The organism is Eubacterium sp. BL-380-WT-2B (assembly GCF_009696115.1).
Classification (GTDB): Bacteria; Bacillota; Clostridia; order Eubacteriales; family Eubacteriaceae; genus Eubacterium; species Eubacterium callanderi.
In genome coordinates this window covers 278,769-296,021 of sequence record NZ_VUMP01000003.1, presented here as the reverse complement: position 1 = coordinate 296,021, position 17,253 = coordinate 278,769, and the positions used below count along the sequence as shown (strand labels likewise).

Here is a 17,253-nt window from a genome sequence, read left to right as displayed (position 1 = left end):
ACCCTTACTGTCTGCGGGCTTTATTTTTATTTGTCCCGGCGTACAAGCCGGCCGATGAGCTTCGTGATTTCCACAACCACCAGCGGCGCCAGTGACGCGGCCACAATGATCAGCCATTCCTGAGGGTTCAGGAAGGTCACGCTGAACAGCGGGTGGGCTGCCGGTATCAGAATGACGGACAGCTGCAGGACCGCTGAAATCAGAATCGCGCCCCACAGGTACCGGTTGGTGAAAAACTGCTTGCTGAACACCGATTTGCTTTCAGACCGGACATTGAGCACATGGGTCAGCTGGGATAAGCCCAGAACCGCGAAGACCATGGTACGTCCCTCGTCCAGGCCAAAGTGGGAATTGCCGTAATTAAAGACAAACAATGAGATGGCCGCCAGCACAACGCCCTGGAAAATAATGCGTCCGCCCAATCCGTGGGCAAAAATGCTTTCCTTGGGATCTCTTGGTTTTTTGGTCATAATGTCATCGTCGTTCTTTTCAACCCCCAGCGCCAGCGCCGGCAGGCTGTCGGTAATCAGGTTGATCCATAAAATATGCACAGGCAGCAAAGGCTGAATCCAGCCGATGAGTGTGGCGATAAACAGGATCAGTATTTCTGCAATGTTACAGGAGAGCAGGAAGTGGACAGCCTTCTTGATGTTCTCGTAGATTCCACGGCCTTCTTTGACCGCGGAGACAATGGTGGAAAAATTATCGTCTGTCAGAATCATTTCAGCCGCCTCCTTGGAGACGTCGGTGCCCGTAATGCCCATGGCACAGCCAATATCGGCCTTCTTCAGCGCCGGAGCATCATTGACCCCGTCGCCGGTCATGGCAACCACTGCACCTTTCTTCTGCCAGGCGTCCACAATGCGCACCTTGTGCTCAGGCGACACCCGGGCGTACACGGCCACATGGTCGATCTTTTCCTCCAGCTCCGCATCCGACATACTGCTCAGCTCCGTGCCGGACAAGGCGATACTGTCCTCGCCGTAGATGTCCAGCTCCTTTGCGATGGCCACCGCGGTATTCTTGTGGTCCCCGGTGATCATAACGGTTTTAATGCCTGCGGTGTGGCACTCATGGATAGAGTCCTTGACCTCCACACGCGGCGGGTCAATCATGCCCGTCAGCCCCACAAAGGTCATATCATTTTCGAGCTCTTCCATGGTCACTTCTGGCTCGCTGTCATAGCGTTTAAAGGCAAAGCCCAGCACACGGAAGGCGTCATCGGACAAGGTTTCGTTGGCCTTTTCAACCTCGGCCCTGGCTTCAGCGTCAAAGGGAAGAGCCACACTTTCGTAGGGAATACTTCCCGTCCCTTTGAGATAATTTCTGCATCGGCTCAGCAGCACATCCGGCGCGCCCTTGGTAAAGCTGTAATAATGCTCGCCGTCCTTATGCACTGTGGTCATGAGCTTACGGTCCGAATCGAAGGGGATTTCATTGACCCTTGGATATTTTTCAAGATACTCGTTTTTCTGATAGCCGAGGCTGGCCGCATAGGCGACCATCGCCACCTCTGTGGGATCACCGATCTCCTTCACGCCGCTGCCGTCTGTCACGATGGACGCGTCATTGCAGAGCAGGCCGATCCGCACAACCAGACGCTCACTGTCGGTAAAGCCATCATCCTTGATATCCTCGGCGCTTACGATCCCGTCATTGGCATAGACCTTCTTGATGGTCATCTTATTCTGAGTCAGCGTTCCGGTTTTATCTGAGCAGATCACAGACGCTGCGCCCAGTGTTTCGACCGCGGGCAGCTTTCTTATGATGGCGTGCTTGGCCACCAGCCGCTGGGTGCCCATGGCCAGCACCACGGTAACGATGGCGGGTAGGCCCTCTGGAATGGCAGCCACAGCCAGACTTACAGCGGTCATAAACATTTCCAGCATATCGCCGCCCCGCACCAGGCCGATAAAGAAAATCACAATACACGCGCCCAGACAGCCCACCGCCAGGATTTTTCCCAGCTCCGTCAGCCGTTTCTGCAGCGGCGTCTGCATGGATACTGTTCCCTGGATCATCCCGGCGATCTTGCCGATTTCTGTGTCCATGCCAGTCTTCGTCACAATAAATTTCCCGCGGCCATAGGTTACGGTGCTGCTCATATAAACCGAGTTCAGCCGGTCGCCCAGCGGCGTCTCGGGGTTGCTCAGATCAGAGAGGTTTTTCTCAACCGCCACCGATTCCCCTGTCAGGGCAGATTCCTGTATCTGCAGGGCTGCGGCCTCGATGAGCCGGCCGTCTGCGGGCACGTTATCCCCGGCGTCCAGGTAAACCACGTCCCCCGGCACCAGATCCTCGGCCTTAATGACCGTCTGCACGCCGTTCCGCAGCACCTTGGCTTCGGGTATGGTCAGCTTTTTAAGCGCCTCCATGGAGTTCTCAGCCTTATTTTCCTGCACCATCCCAATGACAGCGTTGAGGATAACAATGATTAAAATTAAAATGGCATCGCTGATTTCTCCCAGAAACCCGGATATGACCGCGGCAGCGACCAGTACCAGAATCAGAAAATCCTTAAACTGTTCCAGGAACATCCGCAGCAGCGATTTTCGCTTTCCCTCAGCCATTTTGTTTTTGCCGTAGGTCTGCTGCCTGGCGGCTGCCTGGGCATCACTGAGCCCGGTGCGCGCATCGGTGTCATAAACCTTCTCGGTTTCCGTTACGGATAGTAAGAAAGATTCCCTTGACTTGTTGCTTTCTTCGTTTGTCATTCTGTCCTCCTTGAATTATAAATAAAAGACCCTTATCTCTAAATTACCCCGCCTGCCCAAAGACAAACGCGAAATTAGAAATAAAGGTCTTACTCTCAAGTATAACGCTTGATGCTTAGCCGGAGCTTTCGCTCGAAATGACGACTAAGCAGCTCCTTAATGGTTGAGTTACTCCCCTTCAGGGTGCTTTTTATTTAGTTAATTTACTATATTTTAGCACTTTAACCACAGGAAGTAAAGATAAAATTTAAAAACACATAATCCAGGAAATCCAGATGGAGTGTTTAAGCCTGTCAGGGGCAATCCAATAGCGCGGAACCACGAGGGCGTGGTTCCCTACGCCAAAAGGAAGGCAACAGCCAAACTATCCGAAGATCACGGTTTTGCTCTCACTCATACCTCAGGGCTTCGATGGGATCAAGCTTGGCGGCTTTATTGGCCGGGTAGTACCCGAAGAACACGCCGATCGCCATTGAGAAGCCTACAGCCAGAGCAATGGAGCCAAGGGACGGCACCACCGCCGTCTTGAGCAGCAGACCGCCAAGAGCGCCAAAGCCCGCACCCAGCAGGATGCCAAGGATACCACCGATGATACAGATGATCATAGATTCAACAAGGAACTGTATCCGGATGGCGCTGTTGGGCGCTCCCAGAGCCTTGCGCACCCCGATCTCCCGCGTACGCTCGGTAACAGATACCAGCATGATATTCATAACCCCGATACCGCCAACCAGCAGCGATATGCCCGCGATCACCGCAATGGCCATGGATACCTGAGACATGGCAGTGTTCATTTCCTTCATGATGCTTTCCATACTCTGGGCTTCTACCTTGCTGTTGCTGCTTTCAGGATAAAATTTATTGAAATAGGCTGCCGCCTTAGTGGCAAGCTCTGTGGAGCTGACATTTGGAGAAGCCATGAGCATGATCATGCTGTAGCCCTTTGTTGTATCGTTTGTGATGTTCTTGGCGGTTGTGTAGGGAATATAGGCCGTCGAACGGCCGCTGCCGCCCATCGCCACCATCATGGCGCTCTGGGTCGCATCCTCCATGGGGTCCTGATAAACCCCTACCACATAAAAGCTCTCTGTTCCATAGGTGGTTTCCACCTTTATTTCCTTACCGATAGGATCGCTTCCCTCGCCGTACAGATTTTTTTGCATAATACTGGAAATGACGATGACGTTTTTCTCGCCCTCAACATCCCGGTCGCTGATGGCGCGTCCCTGGACGATCTTAACATTTTCAACGGTGAAGTAATCATGATTGGCGCCCGTGATTTTCATCTCCTGCTGTGGGATAACATCAACGGTTTTGGCCGCCCCCACGTTATTGCTGATCTCAAGGCCCTCAATCTCATCGCCGTAGCGTTGTCTGAAACGTTCAATCATCTCATCGGTAATGTTGTCCTCATCACTGTTGGAGTAAGTACCGTCCACATCCTTGGGCATGACGTACAGCTGAATGTTGCGCCCACCCACGTTGGAGAGCGTCTCGTTCAGGGTATTGGACATGGCATCACCAAGAGAGGTGATGGCAATGACCGAGGCGATCCCGATAATGATGCCCAGCATGGTCAGCAGCGCCCGCATCTTGTTGGCGCGCAGCCCTTCCAGGGCCAGTTTAATATTCTCAAGCAAGTTCATGGTGTCGCTCCAATCTCACTCCTGTGCCCGCCCGGGTGCCGACAATATTGCCGTCACTCAGGGTGATAATCCGCTCGGTTTCATCAGCCAGCTCTGGATTATGGGTGATCAAAATAATGGTTTTGCCCTGCTTTTCATGCAGCTCATGGAAAATATCCATGACCATGCGGCCGGTTTTACTGTCCAGCGCGCCGGTGGGCTCATCGGCCAGAATAATGGACGGGTCGTTGGCCATGGCGCGGGCGATGGCGATACGCTGCTTCTGTCCGCCGGAAAGCTCGTTGGGACGGTGCTTTGCCCTGTCCGACATATCCACCAGAGCCAGAAGCTCCTCTGCCCGCTCACGGCGTTCCGCCTTGGGCACGCCCGCGTAAAGCATGGGCAGCTCAACGTTGCTGAGCGCTGTGGAGCGCGGAATCAGGTTAAAGGTCTGGAACACAAAGCCGATTTTCTGGTTGCGTATTTTAGAGAGGCCACTGTCCTTAATGGTGCTGACCAGCAGCTGATCCAGATAATACTCGCCTTCTGTGGGCCGGTCAAGGGCGCCGATGATGTTCATCAGCGTGGACTTGCCTGAGCCTGATGCCCCGATAATGGATATAAACTCGCCATCTAAGACTTCCAGATCAAGGCCATGAAGGATTTCAAGCTCATTGGGCGAACCCACATAGAAGCGCTTCACAATGCCCTTCATCTCGATGATCTTATTGCGCATTGGTGTCTCCTTGGGCAGTATCTGCCTGGGCTGTACTGTTGTTATTTGCCTGCTGCAGTGTGACAGAATCGCCGGCCTTAACCTTGTCAATATCGGTGATGATCTGCATCCCCTCTGTCAGCTGGTCGCCTGAAATTTCAATGGCGAAGTCCGTTTCCGTACCAGTGGTGACAGGTACTTCCTTCACAGTATAGACGCCGTCCTTGGGGTCAGCGGCTACCAGTACACAGCTTTCATTGTTCGCACCTGTGGTCAGCACATCGAATGGAACACTGTAAACGCCGTTTCTTTCCTCAACAATGATGTTGAGACGCGCCTTCATCCCGATCAGCAGACCGCTGATGTCCGAGTCAATGCGGACCCTGGTTTCAAATTCCGGGTTCTGGTTTCCCGAGGAAGCCGCGGCTGTCGCACCTGTGCCGGACGCGCTGGACTGCTTGACAGCAGTGGGGGCGATGCTCTGCACAGTACCGGTATATTCCTTGTCTCCGGTCGCGTCGGTTTTAATGGTTACCTTCATTCCCGGCTGTACAGTCCCCACATCCGCCTCCTTGATATTCGTGACCACACGCAGGCTGTTGGTATCCTCAATGGTAAAGAGCACACCGTTAGCCGGGGCGCCGTTCTGGGCGCTGATGGCTGTCACTGTACCGGAAGTCGTGGCTTCTACACGTTCCCAGGTATCGCTTTTTTCATCGTACAGGCGGCAGAGACGGTCGCCCTTTTCAACCCATTCGCCGACAGATACATCAATATCCCACACCGGAATGCCGGTCATATTGCTGACCTGCTCTACATAGGTGCTCTCAACCGTACCGTTGGTCGAAACCGTTCTCTGAAGATTGGTCTTCTCGAGGGCTGTGGTTTTGACAGCGGCCGCCTGCGGCTGGCTGGTGCGCGTACAGGCCCAGACGCCCAGTGCTACGACAACGACTGCCAGTATGACAAGCGTAATAATGATACTTTTTTTCTTATTCATGGTGCCTCCATTATTTGTTTTGTTGTGAATCATTTTAACATAAAAACATGAAGAAATTCGGGCTGAAATCTAAAGATTTTATTAATATTTGATCTGTAATCGTACATCATGTGTTCTTTTTGCGGAACAAAATAAAAAACAGCACCGGACCGCCTGACGGCAGGGTTTTGGCTAATACAGCGGCAGAGTCCAGATCGCCACAAACTCACCTTTCTCAATCCAGCTTTTAAAGGTCCCTTCATGGCGCTCCGCAATTTTTTCACAGGTTTTCAGTCCTATGCCAAAGCTCTCGCCGCCACTGTTTTTGCGCACCTGGTTTGTCTGGATAATCCGCAGGGTATCCGGCTCCAGCATGACGTCAAAGCTGATGGGCCGCCGGGGATCAGCGTATTTCAGGGCATTGGAGCAGAGATTATCAAAAACGCGCCGAAACTGCTGAATATCCACATTGATGGCAAAGCCCTCCGCAATGCTGTCCTTTACCTGGACGGTAAGTCCCTTTTCCTCCAGCAGAAAAACGCTCTCTGATAAAACCTGTGCCAGCAGCTCGTTGCCGTCGATCAGCTCGTAATGGAACATGACCTCCTCATTCTCTGCCACTGAATGGCTGAAAAGGGCTGTGGTAAGGTTTTTGATCTGACAGGCCTTTTCCAGGGCGTTATTGATATAAACTGCTTCCTCCTCCGGGCTTTTGACTTTGCCGTCCCTGATCAGATCCAGATAGCAGATCACTGAGGTCAGCGGTGTGCGGATATCGTGGGATATGGCGGTGACCATCTCATGATTTTCACGGATCGCGGTCTCACGCTCGTTTATCTGCTTTTGCAGTGTGCGCCGCATATCGTTGAGCTGTATGGCCAGCGCAGTCAGCTCATCATCTCCTTCCACAGGAATGGGATACTCCAGCCCGCCGCCCTCAATGATCTCAATGCCATGCTCCAGGGTATGAATATAACGGATCTTTTTATGAAACAGCTTTAAAAACACGACGAAAAGCACCGCGATGGTCACCATGTAGGACAAAAGCTCCACCGTCTCGCCTGAGATACCGTTCTCACGGATAAAACAGTTCAGCAGCAGCGTGGTGGCAACCCCTGAAGCCAGCGCAATGACAAAGGAAATGCCAAAGTATTTCATGATTGTCAGCCCGAGCTTCGACCTGAAAATACTTTCCTCCTGCTTAGTCAACATAGTAGCCTTTTCCCCAGGCGGTTTTAATATACTGGGGCTCCTGAGAATTATCTTTGAGTTTTTTGCGCAGGTTTCGGATATGCACCATGACCGTGTTGTTGGCAGAGTAGAAATAGGGCTCGTTCCAGATGCTTTCGTAAATATTCTGGGCAGAGAATACCTTTTTCCGGTTGTCCATCATGAGTTCCAGTATCCGGTACTCAATGTCGGTCAGGGTGACGATCTCCCCGCCTATCTCGACATTCTGCGCATCCTTGTCCAGCACCAGGTCGCGGATCACCAGCTTGTTGCTCTTTTCCGCCGGCGCGCTGCCCTGGTACACATAGTAGCGGCGCAGCAGGGATTTCACACGGGATACCAGCTCGGTATAGGAGAAGGGCTTGGACAGGTAATCATCACCGCCCACAGAAAAACCCATAACCTTGTCGGAATCCTGGTCCTTGGCTGTTAAAAATAAAATGGGCACCCGTGTCTTTTCCCTTATCTCTGAACAGGCCTTGTAGCCAGATTTCTGGGGCATCATGACGTCCAGTATGATCAGATCAATGGAATCATCTGTCCTGTCCACTGCCTCCTGACCGTTTTTAGCCTGAACGACCTCAAAGCCTTCTGCTGTCAGCAGAATTTCTACCAGCTCACAAATATCCTGATTGTCGTCTGCAATCAAAATCCGTTTCTTTCCTTCTTCGTTCATGGGAACTCCTTTCATTTAGTCGGCAATAAATACAACTTTCCTTTAAAGAAAAGGCGGAAGTCTCCTTCCGCCCTGTTCTGTTTTATTTTCTTACTGATTGTAATAGGCCAGGCGTTCCAGCACTTTATCCAGCATTTCCTGATATTTGCGCTGTTTTTCACGCTCGCCCTCCACGACCTTTTCAGGCGCCTTATCTGTAAAGCCCTTGTTGGACAGCTTTTTGTCCACACGGTCCAGCTCCTTCTCAAGCTTGGCCTTCTCGCCGTTCAGACGCTCAATTTCCTTTTCCTTGTCTACCAGCTCGTCCATGGACAAAAACAGCTCTGCGTCTTCGACAACAGCGCTCACATAGTTTTCCTGAACGTCATCTTTGACAATGGCGGAGATTCCAGAGACAGAGGCCAGTTTCTCGAAGTAAACAGCCGACTTAAGCATCAGCTCCCCACGTGCCGCATTGTCTGTGATGACAAAAAGCTGCGTTTTCTTGGCGTTTGGCACATCCATCTCGGAACGGATATTGCGGATGCTCTTGATACAGGCCATCAGGAAGCGGACATCCTCCTCTTCCTGCTTAAAATGCAGGGCTTCGTCATATTCCGGCCACTCAGACACAATGATGGCCTCGCCGGCACCTGGCAGGTAGCCATAAATTTCTTCGGTGATAAAGGGAATGACCGGATGCAGCAGCTTAAGGATGTTGGTCAGTACCAGGTTCAGGGTGTACTGCGCCGCTGCCTTGGTGGTTTCATCATCGCCGTACAGTCTTGGTTTTACCAGTTCGATATACCAGTCACAGTATTCGTTCCAGGCAAAATCGTAAACTTTCTGGGCTGCGATTCCCAGCTCGTATTTATCCATGTTCTGGGTCACATCCCGTACAACGTCGTTCATGCGGCTCAGAATCCATTTATCAGTATTTTCCAAATTGGCAAGTGCAGCGTCCTGCTGATCCATGATATTTTCATCCAGATTCATCAGCACAAAGCGAGCGGCATTCCAAATTTTGTTTAAAAAGTTTCTGCTGGCTTCCAGCTTTTCGTCCTGCCAGCGGATATCGTTACCCGCAGAATTCCCTGTGATGATCGAGAAGCGCAGCGCGTCTGCGGAGAACTGCTCAATGATTTCCAGCGGATCAATGCCGTTGCCCAGAGATTTGCTCATCTTGCGGCCCTGGGAATCACGGATCAAACCGTGGATATAGACATCGGCGAAAGGAACCTCACCCATGTTGTACAAACCCATGAAGATCATGCGGGCAACCCAGAAGAAAATAATGTCATAGCCAGTCACCAAAACATCGTTGGGATAGAATTTTTCCAGATCCGGGGTTTTCTCCGGCCAGCCCAGGGTTGAGAAGGGCCACAGCGCAGAGCTGAACCAGGTGTCCAGAGCGTTTTCGTCCTGTGTAAAGTGGGTGCCGCCGCATTTCGGACAAACTGCCGGCATTTCCTTGGCGACAACCATCTCGCCGCAGTCATCACAGTAATAGGCGGGAATCTGATGTCCCCACCACAGCTGACGGGAAATACACCAGTCGCGGATATTTTCCATCCAGTTAAAGTAAATCTTACTGAAACGGTCCGGCACAAACTGGGTGTCACGGTTTCTGACTGCCTCGATGGCGGGTTTTGCCAGAGGCTCCATCTTTACAAACCACTGCTCAGAAGTCATGGTTTCAACGGTAGTGCCACAGCGGTAGCACTCGCCGACATTGTGGACGTGATCCTCAATTTTTTCAAGAAGGCCCAGCTCCTTGAGATCCTCCACAACCGCCTTGCGGCATTCATAGCGGTCCATACCAGCGTATTTTCCAGCCAGCTCGTTCATGGTGCCGTCCTCATTCATGACATTGATTTCTTCAAGGTTATGGCGTTTTCCGACTTCATAGTCATTGGGGTCATGGGCAGGGGTCATCTTGACCACACCGGTTCCAAATTCCACATCCACATAGTCATCGGCAACTACCGGAATCTCCTTGTTCACCAGCGGCAGGATAACGGTTTTGCCTACCAGATCCTTATAGCGTTCATCATTTGGATTGACCGCTACGCCGGAATCGCCCAGCATGGTTTCCGGACGGGTTGTGGCAACAATAACGTAATCGTCGCTGCCCGCGATGGGATAACGGATATGCCACAAATGGCCTGCCTGCTCAGCGTACTCTACCTCCGCATCAGAAAGGGCGGTTTTACAGTCCGGGCACCAGTTTATAATACGGCTTCCCTTGTAGATCAGGCCCTCTTCGTATAAACGGACAAAGGTTTCCTTGACCGCCTCGCTGCAGCCTTCATCCATGGTAAAGCGCTCGCGGTCCCAGTCACAGGAGGCGCCGAGCTTTTTAACCTGCTCACGGATACGGTCCTTATAGGTCAAAGCCCAGTCCCAGGCACGCTTGAGGAACTCCTCGCGTCCCAGTTCTTCCTTGGTTTTGCCTTCCTCATTACGAATTTTTTCAACAACCTTTACCTCGGTGGCAATGCTGGCGTGGTCCATCCCCGGTACCCACAATGCCGCATAGCCCTGCATTCTCTTGAACCGGGTGAGCACATCCTGAAGAGTGTCATCAAAGGCGTGGCCCATGTGCAGCTGCCCGGTAATATTCGGCGGCGGCATCACAATAGTAAAAGATTTTCCGCCTTGGTGTACCTCGGGCTTAAAATAGTCCTTTTCCTGCCACCAGGCATATATACGGCTTTCTACGTCCTTCGGATCATAGACTTTTGACATTTCTTTTTTCAATCTGCTTACCTCTCTCTATGTTAATGTTTTTAAACCGTGATAAATTTTTCGATATTTTATTATTATACCAAACCATCGGCTATTTTGAAAGGGTGGACTGAAAATTAGTTGTAAAATTAAAGACCGCTTCAAAAATGGAAGCGGCCCTTTTTTATTACTGCTGAACCGCGAACATCAGCTCACATTTCACAGCCTTTTCGCCGTCCACGGTTGCCAGCGCATCCGCAAAGCCGATCCCTGCCCGGAACCCTTTGAAGGTGACATCCAGAGTCAGTTTATCCCCTGGAATGACCTGACGGTGGATACGTGCTTTGTTGATGCCTGCAAACAGCGCAAGCTTACCCTTGTTTTCCTCTTTGGACAAAAGCAGCACCGCGCCCGCCTGGGCCAGCGCTTCAATGACCAGAACGCCGGGCATGACATGCTGCTGCGGAAAATGCCCCATAAAGTGCATTTCATTGGCCGTGACACATTTGACACCCACGACATGGTCGTCCTCCATCTCAATAATCTGGTCTACCAGTAAAAATGGATAACGATGCGGAATAATTTCCTGTATCTGATTTGAGTTTAACAGCATTTTCAATCCTCCCATTTCGCAAACGCCAGAGTTGCGTTGTGTCCGCCAAATCCAAAGGAATTGGAGATGGCACAGTGAATATCCTTTTTCACGCCTTCGTTTGGCACCACATTCAGGTCGCATTCGGGATCGGGCACCTGATAGTTCAGAGTTGCCGGCACAAAGCCATCCTGAAGGGCCTTAACTGTGATAACCGCCTCTACAGCCCCGCTGCCGCCCAGCAGGTGCCCGGTCATGGACTTGGTAGAGGAAATCATCAGCTCTTTGGCGTGATTGCCGAAAAGTGTCTTTACTGCCGCTGTTTCACCTTTATCATTCAAGGCAGTGCTGGTGCCGTGGGCATTGATATAATCCACATCGCTAACCGCCAGTCCGCCGTCCTTTAACGCATTTTTCATGGATTTTACTGCACCGCTGCCGTCCTCAAGAGGAGCGGTAATGTGGTGCGCGTCACAGCTGGTGCCATAGCCCACGACTTCGGCGTAAATCTTCGCGCCTCTGGCCTTTGCGTGCTCCAGCTCCTCGAGCATCAGGATACCTGCACCCTCACCCATGACAAAGCCGCTGCGCTCCTTATCGAACGGAATGGACGCGCGTCTGGGGTCATCGCCGCTGTAAAGTGCGCGCATAGACTGGAAGCCCGCAATGCCGAGGGGCGTGATGGTGGATTCGCTGCCGCCGGCCGCAATAACGTCCTCGTAGCCAAAACGGATGCGGTGGAAGGCTTCCCCGATAGAATTCGTTCCTGAGGCACAGGCCGTCACACTGCTGGAACAGATACCTCTTGCCTGTAAATCAATGGCAATGTTTCCCGGCGCCAGGTTGACAATGGCCATGGGGATAAAAAACGGCGATACCCGGCCCGGTCCCCGGCTGTTCAGTGTTTCGGTGGATTCCTCAATCTTGCGCAGTCCGCCGACACCGGAGCCCACAATAACGCCAAAACGGTCACGGTCGAGCCCGGAATCCTCAAGACCTGCATCTGCATAAGCCTGCCTGGCTGCAATGCGGGCGAACTGCGTAAAGCGTTCGTTAAACTTCATCTCCCGTTTACTGAAATACTGCTCAGTGTCCAGATCCTTAACCTCAGCGGCCAGCTTAACCTTGTAGTCACTGGTATCAAAGGCGGTGATCTCGCCCACGCCGCAGCGGTTTGCCTTTACGCTCTCCCAGGTTTCGTCAAGGGTGTTTCCAATCGGGCAGACAATGCCCAACCCTGTTATCACAACACGTCTCATATGCTCATACCTCCATCAATACTGAAGACCTGCCCGGTCATATAGCTGCTCTTATCCCCTGCCAGAAAAACGGTCAGGTCGGCCACATCCTGAGGGGTGCCGTAACGTTTAAGCGGGATCTGGCTCAGGATCTCTTCCTGCACCTTTTCGGACAAAGCGCCACTCATATCACTCTCGATAAAGCCCGGCGCAATGGCGTTGGCGGTAATATTTCTGGACGCGAATTCCTTGGCGGTTGTCTTTGTCAAAGCGATGACCCCGGCCTTGCTGGCCGCATAGTTCGCCTGTCCGGCATTGCCGCCGATACCGACGACTGAAGCCATATTGATGATTTTCCCCTTCTTTTTCTTTAGCATGACCTTGGATACATACTGTGTGCAATTAAAGCAGCCTTTGAGATTCGTGTCGATAACCCGGTCAAAGGCTTCTTCCTTCATGCGCAGGATCAGCGCGTCATCGGTAATACCCGCATTGTTGACCAGCACGTCAATGGTCCCAAACTCAGTGACCACCTGGTCCACCATCTCTTTGACCGCTGCGTTATCTGCCACGTTGCACTGGCAGATCATGGCACGTACGCCGAAGGCTTCGCATTCTTCTTTAACGGCAGCGGCCTTTTCAGCGTTTCCGTTGTAGTTGATGGCTATGTTATAGCCTTCCTTTGCCAGATTCAGAGCAATGGCTCTGCCGATTCCCCGGCTGGCACCGGTGATCAATGCTGTTTTATTTTCCATTTCTATCTCCTGATTTAACGAAGCGCTTTACACACCGCTTCAAAAGTCTCCATATTTTCCACGTTCATCACTTTTACAGACCGGTCAGTTTTCTTGACAAAACCGCTGCATGCCTTGCCCGGACCCACCTCGATAAAGGTATCGACGCCCATGTCAATCATGCGGCGGATGCCCTTTTCAAAATAAACCGAGGAATGGATCTGCTGTACCAGTACAGCTTTCACAGGCCTTGTCTCAACATCGCCGCTCACGTTGGAAACCACCGGGATCGACGGCGTTTTGATCTCAACCGTATCCAGTAAATCGGAGAGCTCCTTTGAAGCCTCCAAAAGTAATGAGGAATGAAAAGCGCCGCTGACATTAAGCGGCATGACACGCCGCACACCGCGTTCAAGGAGCAGTGCCCTGGCCTTTTCTACTGCCAGGGTTTCACCGCTGATCACGATCTGTCCCGGACAGTTATAGTTCGCCACCTCGCAGACGCCTAAATCAGAGGCATCTGTGCAGGCCTGCCGGATGGTCTCGGCGTCAGCTCCCAGCACTGCCGCCATCATACCGGTGCCCTTTGGCAGCGCGTGGGCCATGAGCTGGCCTCTTTTGCGTACAACCTTCAAAGCGTCCTTCAGCGTAAACGCCCCGCCGTAGGTCAGGGCTGTGTACTCGCCAAGGCTCAGCCCTGCGGTAATATCCGGGATAACGCCCTCCCTTTTAAGGCAGCGCGCCATCACATAGGATGTGATCAGCAGACAGCTCTGGGCATAAGCGGTATCATTGATCCTGTCCTCCGGCCCTTCAAAGCAGCACCTGGCCAAATCAAAATCCAAATCATTATCTGTATAAAAATCCCGGACCTCTGGAAAAGCATCGTAAAAATCCTTTCCCATGCCTGCCTTCTGGGCACCCTGTCCGGCAAATAAAAATGCAGTTTTCATATTTCCTCCATCAGTCTGCTGGCTTCATCCACACAGCTCTCCATGATCTCTCTGACACTGGTCAGCGCCTTCATACGGTACGCGTTGGTTCCGCAGAAAAACAGGCCCTTGTCCGCATTCCCCTCAACAGCAGCTATCAGCGCGCTCTGAATACAGTAGGGCGCCTTTGCCGGATCGCAGGGCTTCAGACAGTCCACACATTTGTCCGGTGGAATACGGCCCTCGCGGGACAGCCGCTCAATCAAATCTGTTTTCACAGCTCTCCCCGGAAAGCCGACCGGGCTTTTGACAATTTCGATGTCCTCTTCCTCTGCGTTCAACAGCACAGCCTTGTAGGCCTCCGCGCCGTCACATTCATAGGTTCCGATAAACCGGGTAGCCATCTGTACGCCGTCTGCGCCCAGCTTCAGAAAACGGGCAATATCCGCTCCGTCGTAGACACCGCCTGCTGCAAAGACAGGAATCTTCCGCCCAAACTTTTCTTCAAAGCCGGCGGTTTCCTTTTTAACATCCGCGAGAATCTCCTCAAGGGACGGGCATTTGCCTTCAAGCAAGTCGGCTTCCTTAAATCCAAGGTGGCCGCCTGCCAGGGGCCCTTCAATGACAATAAAATCTGCGGTCCGCCCGTAGTGCTTATCCCAGGCTCTTAAAATGAGCTTGGCTGCCCGGCCGCTGGACACAATGGGCGCAATGGCGATGCGGTCATCCTCCACATATTTAGGAAGCTCCAAAGGCAGCCCTGCCCCAACGATGATGGCGTCCACAGCGGCGTCTGCCGCAGCCCGCACATAGGCCTCAAAATTTTTGAGGGCCGCCATGATATTAACACCCAAAAGTCCTCTGCCGCCTGCGGTCTCACGCGCTTTTTTTACTTCTCCCGCAAAGCCGCGGATATTGGCAGCCAGGTTGTCCGCCAAAAAATCGGGCTCACGATAGCCGGGATGGGCCATGGATAAAACACCCATGCCGCCGTTTTTCATCACATTGCCCGCCAGATTCGCGAGGGAGACGCCAACGCCCATGCCGCCCTGAATAATGGGAATCTCCAGCATCTTATCTTTAATCTTAACACTCTTTACCATAGATCAGTTCCTGACTTTTTTTCTCAAAGGCCTTCTTATCTTCTGCCGCTTCCGCCAAAAGGGTGTCGATAATCTGTGAGAAAGGCTTGACTTCCTTACACATGGCTGCAACCTGGCCCATCATCAAAGAGCCGTTTTTTACATCGCCCTCCACAACCGCTTTTCTCAGGGAGCCCAGCGTCAGGCGCTCCATTTCTTCCCGCTCAATCCCCTCGCGCTCGATTTTCAGGTACTCTGTTGTCATGGCGTTTTTCAGAACGCGCACCGGCGCATTCAGGCTTCTGCCTGTCACGACAGTGTCACGGTCCTTTGCCTTGATCACTGCTTTTTTGTAGTTTTCATGGATCGGGCACTCCTCTGCAAGAAGCAGGCAGGTCCCAATCTGAATCCCCTCTGCTCCCAGGCAAAGCGCAGCGTTCAGCTGTCTGCCGGAAGCGATGCCGCCGGCTGCAATCACAGGTACGTCCACTGCTGCGGCTACCTGCGGGACGAGGGACATGGTGGTAATATCGCCTATATGTCCGCCGGATTCGGTTCCTTCAGCAATGATGGCGTCTGCTCCATTCTGTGCCAGGCGCTTGGCCAGCGCAACGCTTGCCACCACTGGAAAAACCTTAACACCAGCCTCCTTCAGCGCGTCCAGATATTTGCCCGGATTTCCTGCGCCAGTGGTTACCGCCGCAACCTTTTCTTCAATTAAAACCGTCATGATATCATCAGAATGGGGGTTCATCAGCATGACATTGACGCCAAAGGGCTTGTCGGTCAGCTCACGGCAGCGGCGGACTGCCGCACGCGTTTCCTCACCCGTCATGGACCCGCTCGCGATGATACCAAGACAGCCGGCATTTGAGGCCACCGCCGCAAACTCCGGTGTGGCAATATTCGCCATTGCTCCCTGGATAATGGGATACTTTATGTTCAGTAGTTGATTGATCAATTTTATACTCCTTGCTACTTTTTATGCATAAGATTTATGAATGGAAAATGAAGGAACAAATCGGCAGAGCCGATTTGATTATAATCAAATTTGCGGCGCAAATTCGTCCCATAATTTTTCATTTTCAATTTTAAATTTCGATCAGCGCTCCAGCCCAGGTAAAGCCTGCGCCAAAGCCAGCCATGATCACCTTCATGCCAGGCTTCAGCAGTCCCTTTTCCGCCATCTCCGCGTAGGCGATGGGAATGCTGGCAGAGGAGGTGTTGCCGTAACGGTCAATGTTGACATAAACCTTGCTCCGGTCAATCCTTGCCTTTTTAGCCACATAGTCGATGATGCGGATGTTGGCCTGGTGCGGGATGATCCAGTCAATGTCGGCGATGGTGAGGCCGGATTTTTCCAAGGCCCTGTCCACTGCCTCCGACATGGCTTTTGTTGCAAAGCGAAAAACCGCATTGCCATCCATGGTTACCGGCCGGTGCACTGGAAGTGATTTTGTCTCCAGCGCCCCTGAAGAATCCCCTCTGGCCGCCGCGTAAAAACAGGACTGTCTGGCCGGGTCTGCCTTTAACACCATGGCGCCTGCGCCATCTCCGAAAAGCACGCAGGTGCTCCGGTCCTCCCAGTCCAGCACATTTGAAATCACCTCAGCCCCCACCACACAGGCATGGTTTGCCTGTCCTGTTTCCAGTAAAGCTGAAGCCACATTCATAGCGTAGAGATAGCCCGAACAGGCTGCGTTGACATCAAACGCCATAACCGGCAGCTCCCTTATTCCAAGCTTTTCCTGGATCAGGCAGGCGCAGGAGGGCGTGAAATTTTCTGGCGTAAAGGTCGCAGTGACAATACAGTCAATATCCTCCGGTTTCAGCCCGGCACGCTCAATGGCTTTGGCTGCCGCTGCATATCCCAGATCCGAGGTAGTCTCATGCTCTGCGATAAAACGCGCGCCGATTCCAGTACGGCTCCTGATCCACTCGTCGCTGGTATCAACCTTCTTGGCCAGATCATCATTGGTCACGCAGTTTTCCGGTACGGAAAAAGCGCTTGATAATATTTGTATTCCCAT

14 protein-coding genes are annotated in these 17,253 nt (G+C 52.3%); all 14 read right to left on the bottom strand.

Annotated elements, in window-relative coordinates; all coding sequences use genetic code 11:
- Positions 1-26 precede the first annotated feature (26 nt).
- The 14 genes from FYJ53_RS07480 to FYJ53_RS07415 all read right to left on the bottom strand — a co-directional run bounded on the left by FYJ53_RS07480 (position 27) and on the right by FYJ53_RS07415 (position 17,253).
- The gene (locus tag FYJ53_RS07480) at positions 27-2,714 is read right to left on the bottom strand and encodes a calcium-translocating P-type ATPase, PMCA-type (RefSeq protein WP_013379931.1); all 2,688 of its coding nucleotides are present in this window, start codon (positions 2,712-2,714) and stop codon (positions 27-29) included.
- 389 nt (positions 2,715-3,103) lie between these two features.
- Positions 3,104-4,360 carry an ABC transporter permease gene (locus FYJ53_RS07475; protein WP_013379930.1) on the bottom strand — a complete coding sequence of 419 codons (1,257 nt, stop codon included), beginning with the start codon at positions 4,358-4,360 and terminating at the stop codon, positions 3,104-3,106.
- Positions 4,347-5,075: an ABC transporter ATP-binding protein gene (locus tag FYJ53_RS07470; protein ID WP_013379929.1), complete on the bottom strand. Its 729-nt coding sequence runs from the start codon at positions 5,073-5,075 to the stop codon at positions 4,347-4,349. Before FYJ53_RS07470 ends, FYJ53_RS07475 begins: the two co-directional genes overlap by 14 nt.
- Positions 5,065-6,054, bottom strand: a complete 990-nt coding sequence (locus FYJ53_RS07465; protein WP_013379928.1) for an efflux RND transporter periplasmic adaptor subunit — start codon at positions 6,052-6,054, stop codon at positions 5,065-5,067. The genes FYJ53_RS07470 and FYJ53_RS07465 overlap by 11 nt, the downstream gene beginning before the upstream one ends.
- A gap of 171 nt (positions 6,055-6,225) precedes the next feature.
- Complete coding sequence (locus FYJ53_RS07460) at positions 6,226-7,245, bottom strand: HAMP domain-containing sensor histidine kinase (protein WP_013379927.1); 1,020 nt, start codon at positions 7,243-7,245, stop codon at positions 6,226-6,228.
- Positions 7,235-7,939: a response regulator transcription factor gene (locus tag FYJ53_RS07455; RefSeq protein WP_013379926.1), complete on the bottom strand. Its 705-nt coding sequence runs from the start codon at positions 7,937-7,939 to the stop codon at positions 7,235-7,237. Before FYJ53_RS07455 ends, FYJ53_RS07460 begins: the two co-directional genes overlap by 11 nt.
- 90 nt (positions 7,940-8,029) lie before the next feature.
- Positions 8,030-10,666, bottom strand: coding sequence for a valine--tRNA ligase (locus FYJ53_RS07450; protein ID WP_041690150.1), 2,637 nt, complete (start codon positions 10,664-10,666; stop codon positions 8,030-8,032).
- A 166-nt stretch (positions 10,667-10,832) separates the two neighbouring features.
- Positions 10,833-11,258 (bottom strand): 3-hydroxyacyl-ACP dehydratase FabZ, encoded by a 426-nt coding sequence (fabZ, locus tag FYJ53_RS07445; RefSeq protein ID WP_013379923.1) that lies wholly within the window; start codon positions 11,256-11,258, stop codon positions 10,833-10,835.
- 2 nt (positions 11,259-11,260) lie between these two features.
- On the bottom strand, positions 11,261-12,496 hold the full coding sequence (gene fabF / locus FYJ53_RS07440; RefSeq protein WP_013379922.1) for a beta-ketoacyl-ACP synthase II: 1,236 nt from the start codon (positions 12,494-12,496) through the stop codon (positions 11,261-11,263).
- Positions 12,493-13,230 carry a 3-oxoacyl-[acyl-carrier-protein] reductase gene (gene fabG, locus FYJ53_RS07435; RefSeq protein WP_013379921.1) on the bottom strand — a complete coding sequence of 246 codons (738 nt, stop codon included), beginning with the start codon at positions 13,228-13,230 and terminating at the stop codon, positions 12,493-12,495. Before fabG ends, fabF begins: the two co-directional genes overlap by 4 nt.
- Positions 13,231-13,244: 14 nt before the next feature.
- Positions 13,245-14,162: an ACP S-malonyltransferase gene (fabD, locus tag FYJ53_RS07430; protein ID WP_013379920.1), complete on the bottom strand. Its 918-nt coding sequence runs from the start codon at positions 14,160-14,162 to the stop codon at positions 13,245-13,247.
- Complete coding sequence (locus tag FYJ53_RS07425; RefSeq protein ID WP_013379919.1) at positions 14,159-15,244, bottom strand: nitronate monooxygenase family protein; 1,086 nt, start codon at positions 15,242-15,244, stop codon at positions 14,159-14,161. The genes fabD and FYJ53_RS07425 overlap by 4 nt, the downstream gene beginning before the upstream one ends.
- Complete coding sequence (locus FYJ53_RS07420) at positions 15,228-16,184, bottom strand: DUF561 domain-containing protein (protein ID WP_013379918.1); 957 nt, start codon at positions 16,182-16,184, stop codon at positions 15,228-15,230. Before FYJ53_RS07420 ends, FYJ53_RS07425 begins: the two co-directional genes overlap by 17 nt.
- A 130-nt stretch (positions 16,185-16,314) precedes the next feature.
- Positions 16,315-17,253: a beta-ketoacyl-ACP synthase III gene (locus tag FYJ53_RS07415; protein ID WP_013379916.1), complete on the bottom strand. Its 939-nt coding sequence runs from the start codon at positions 17,251-17,253 to the stop codon at positions 16,315-16,317.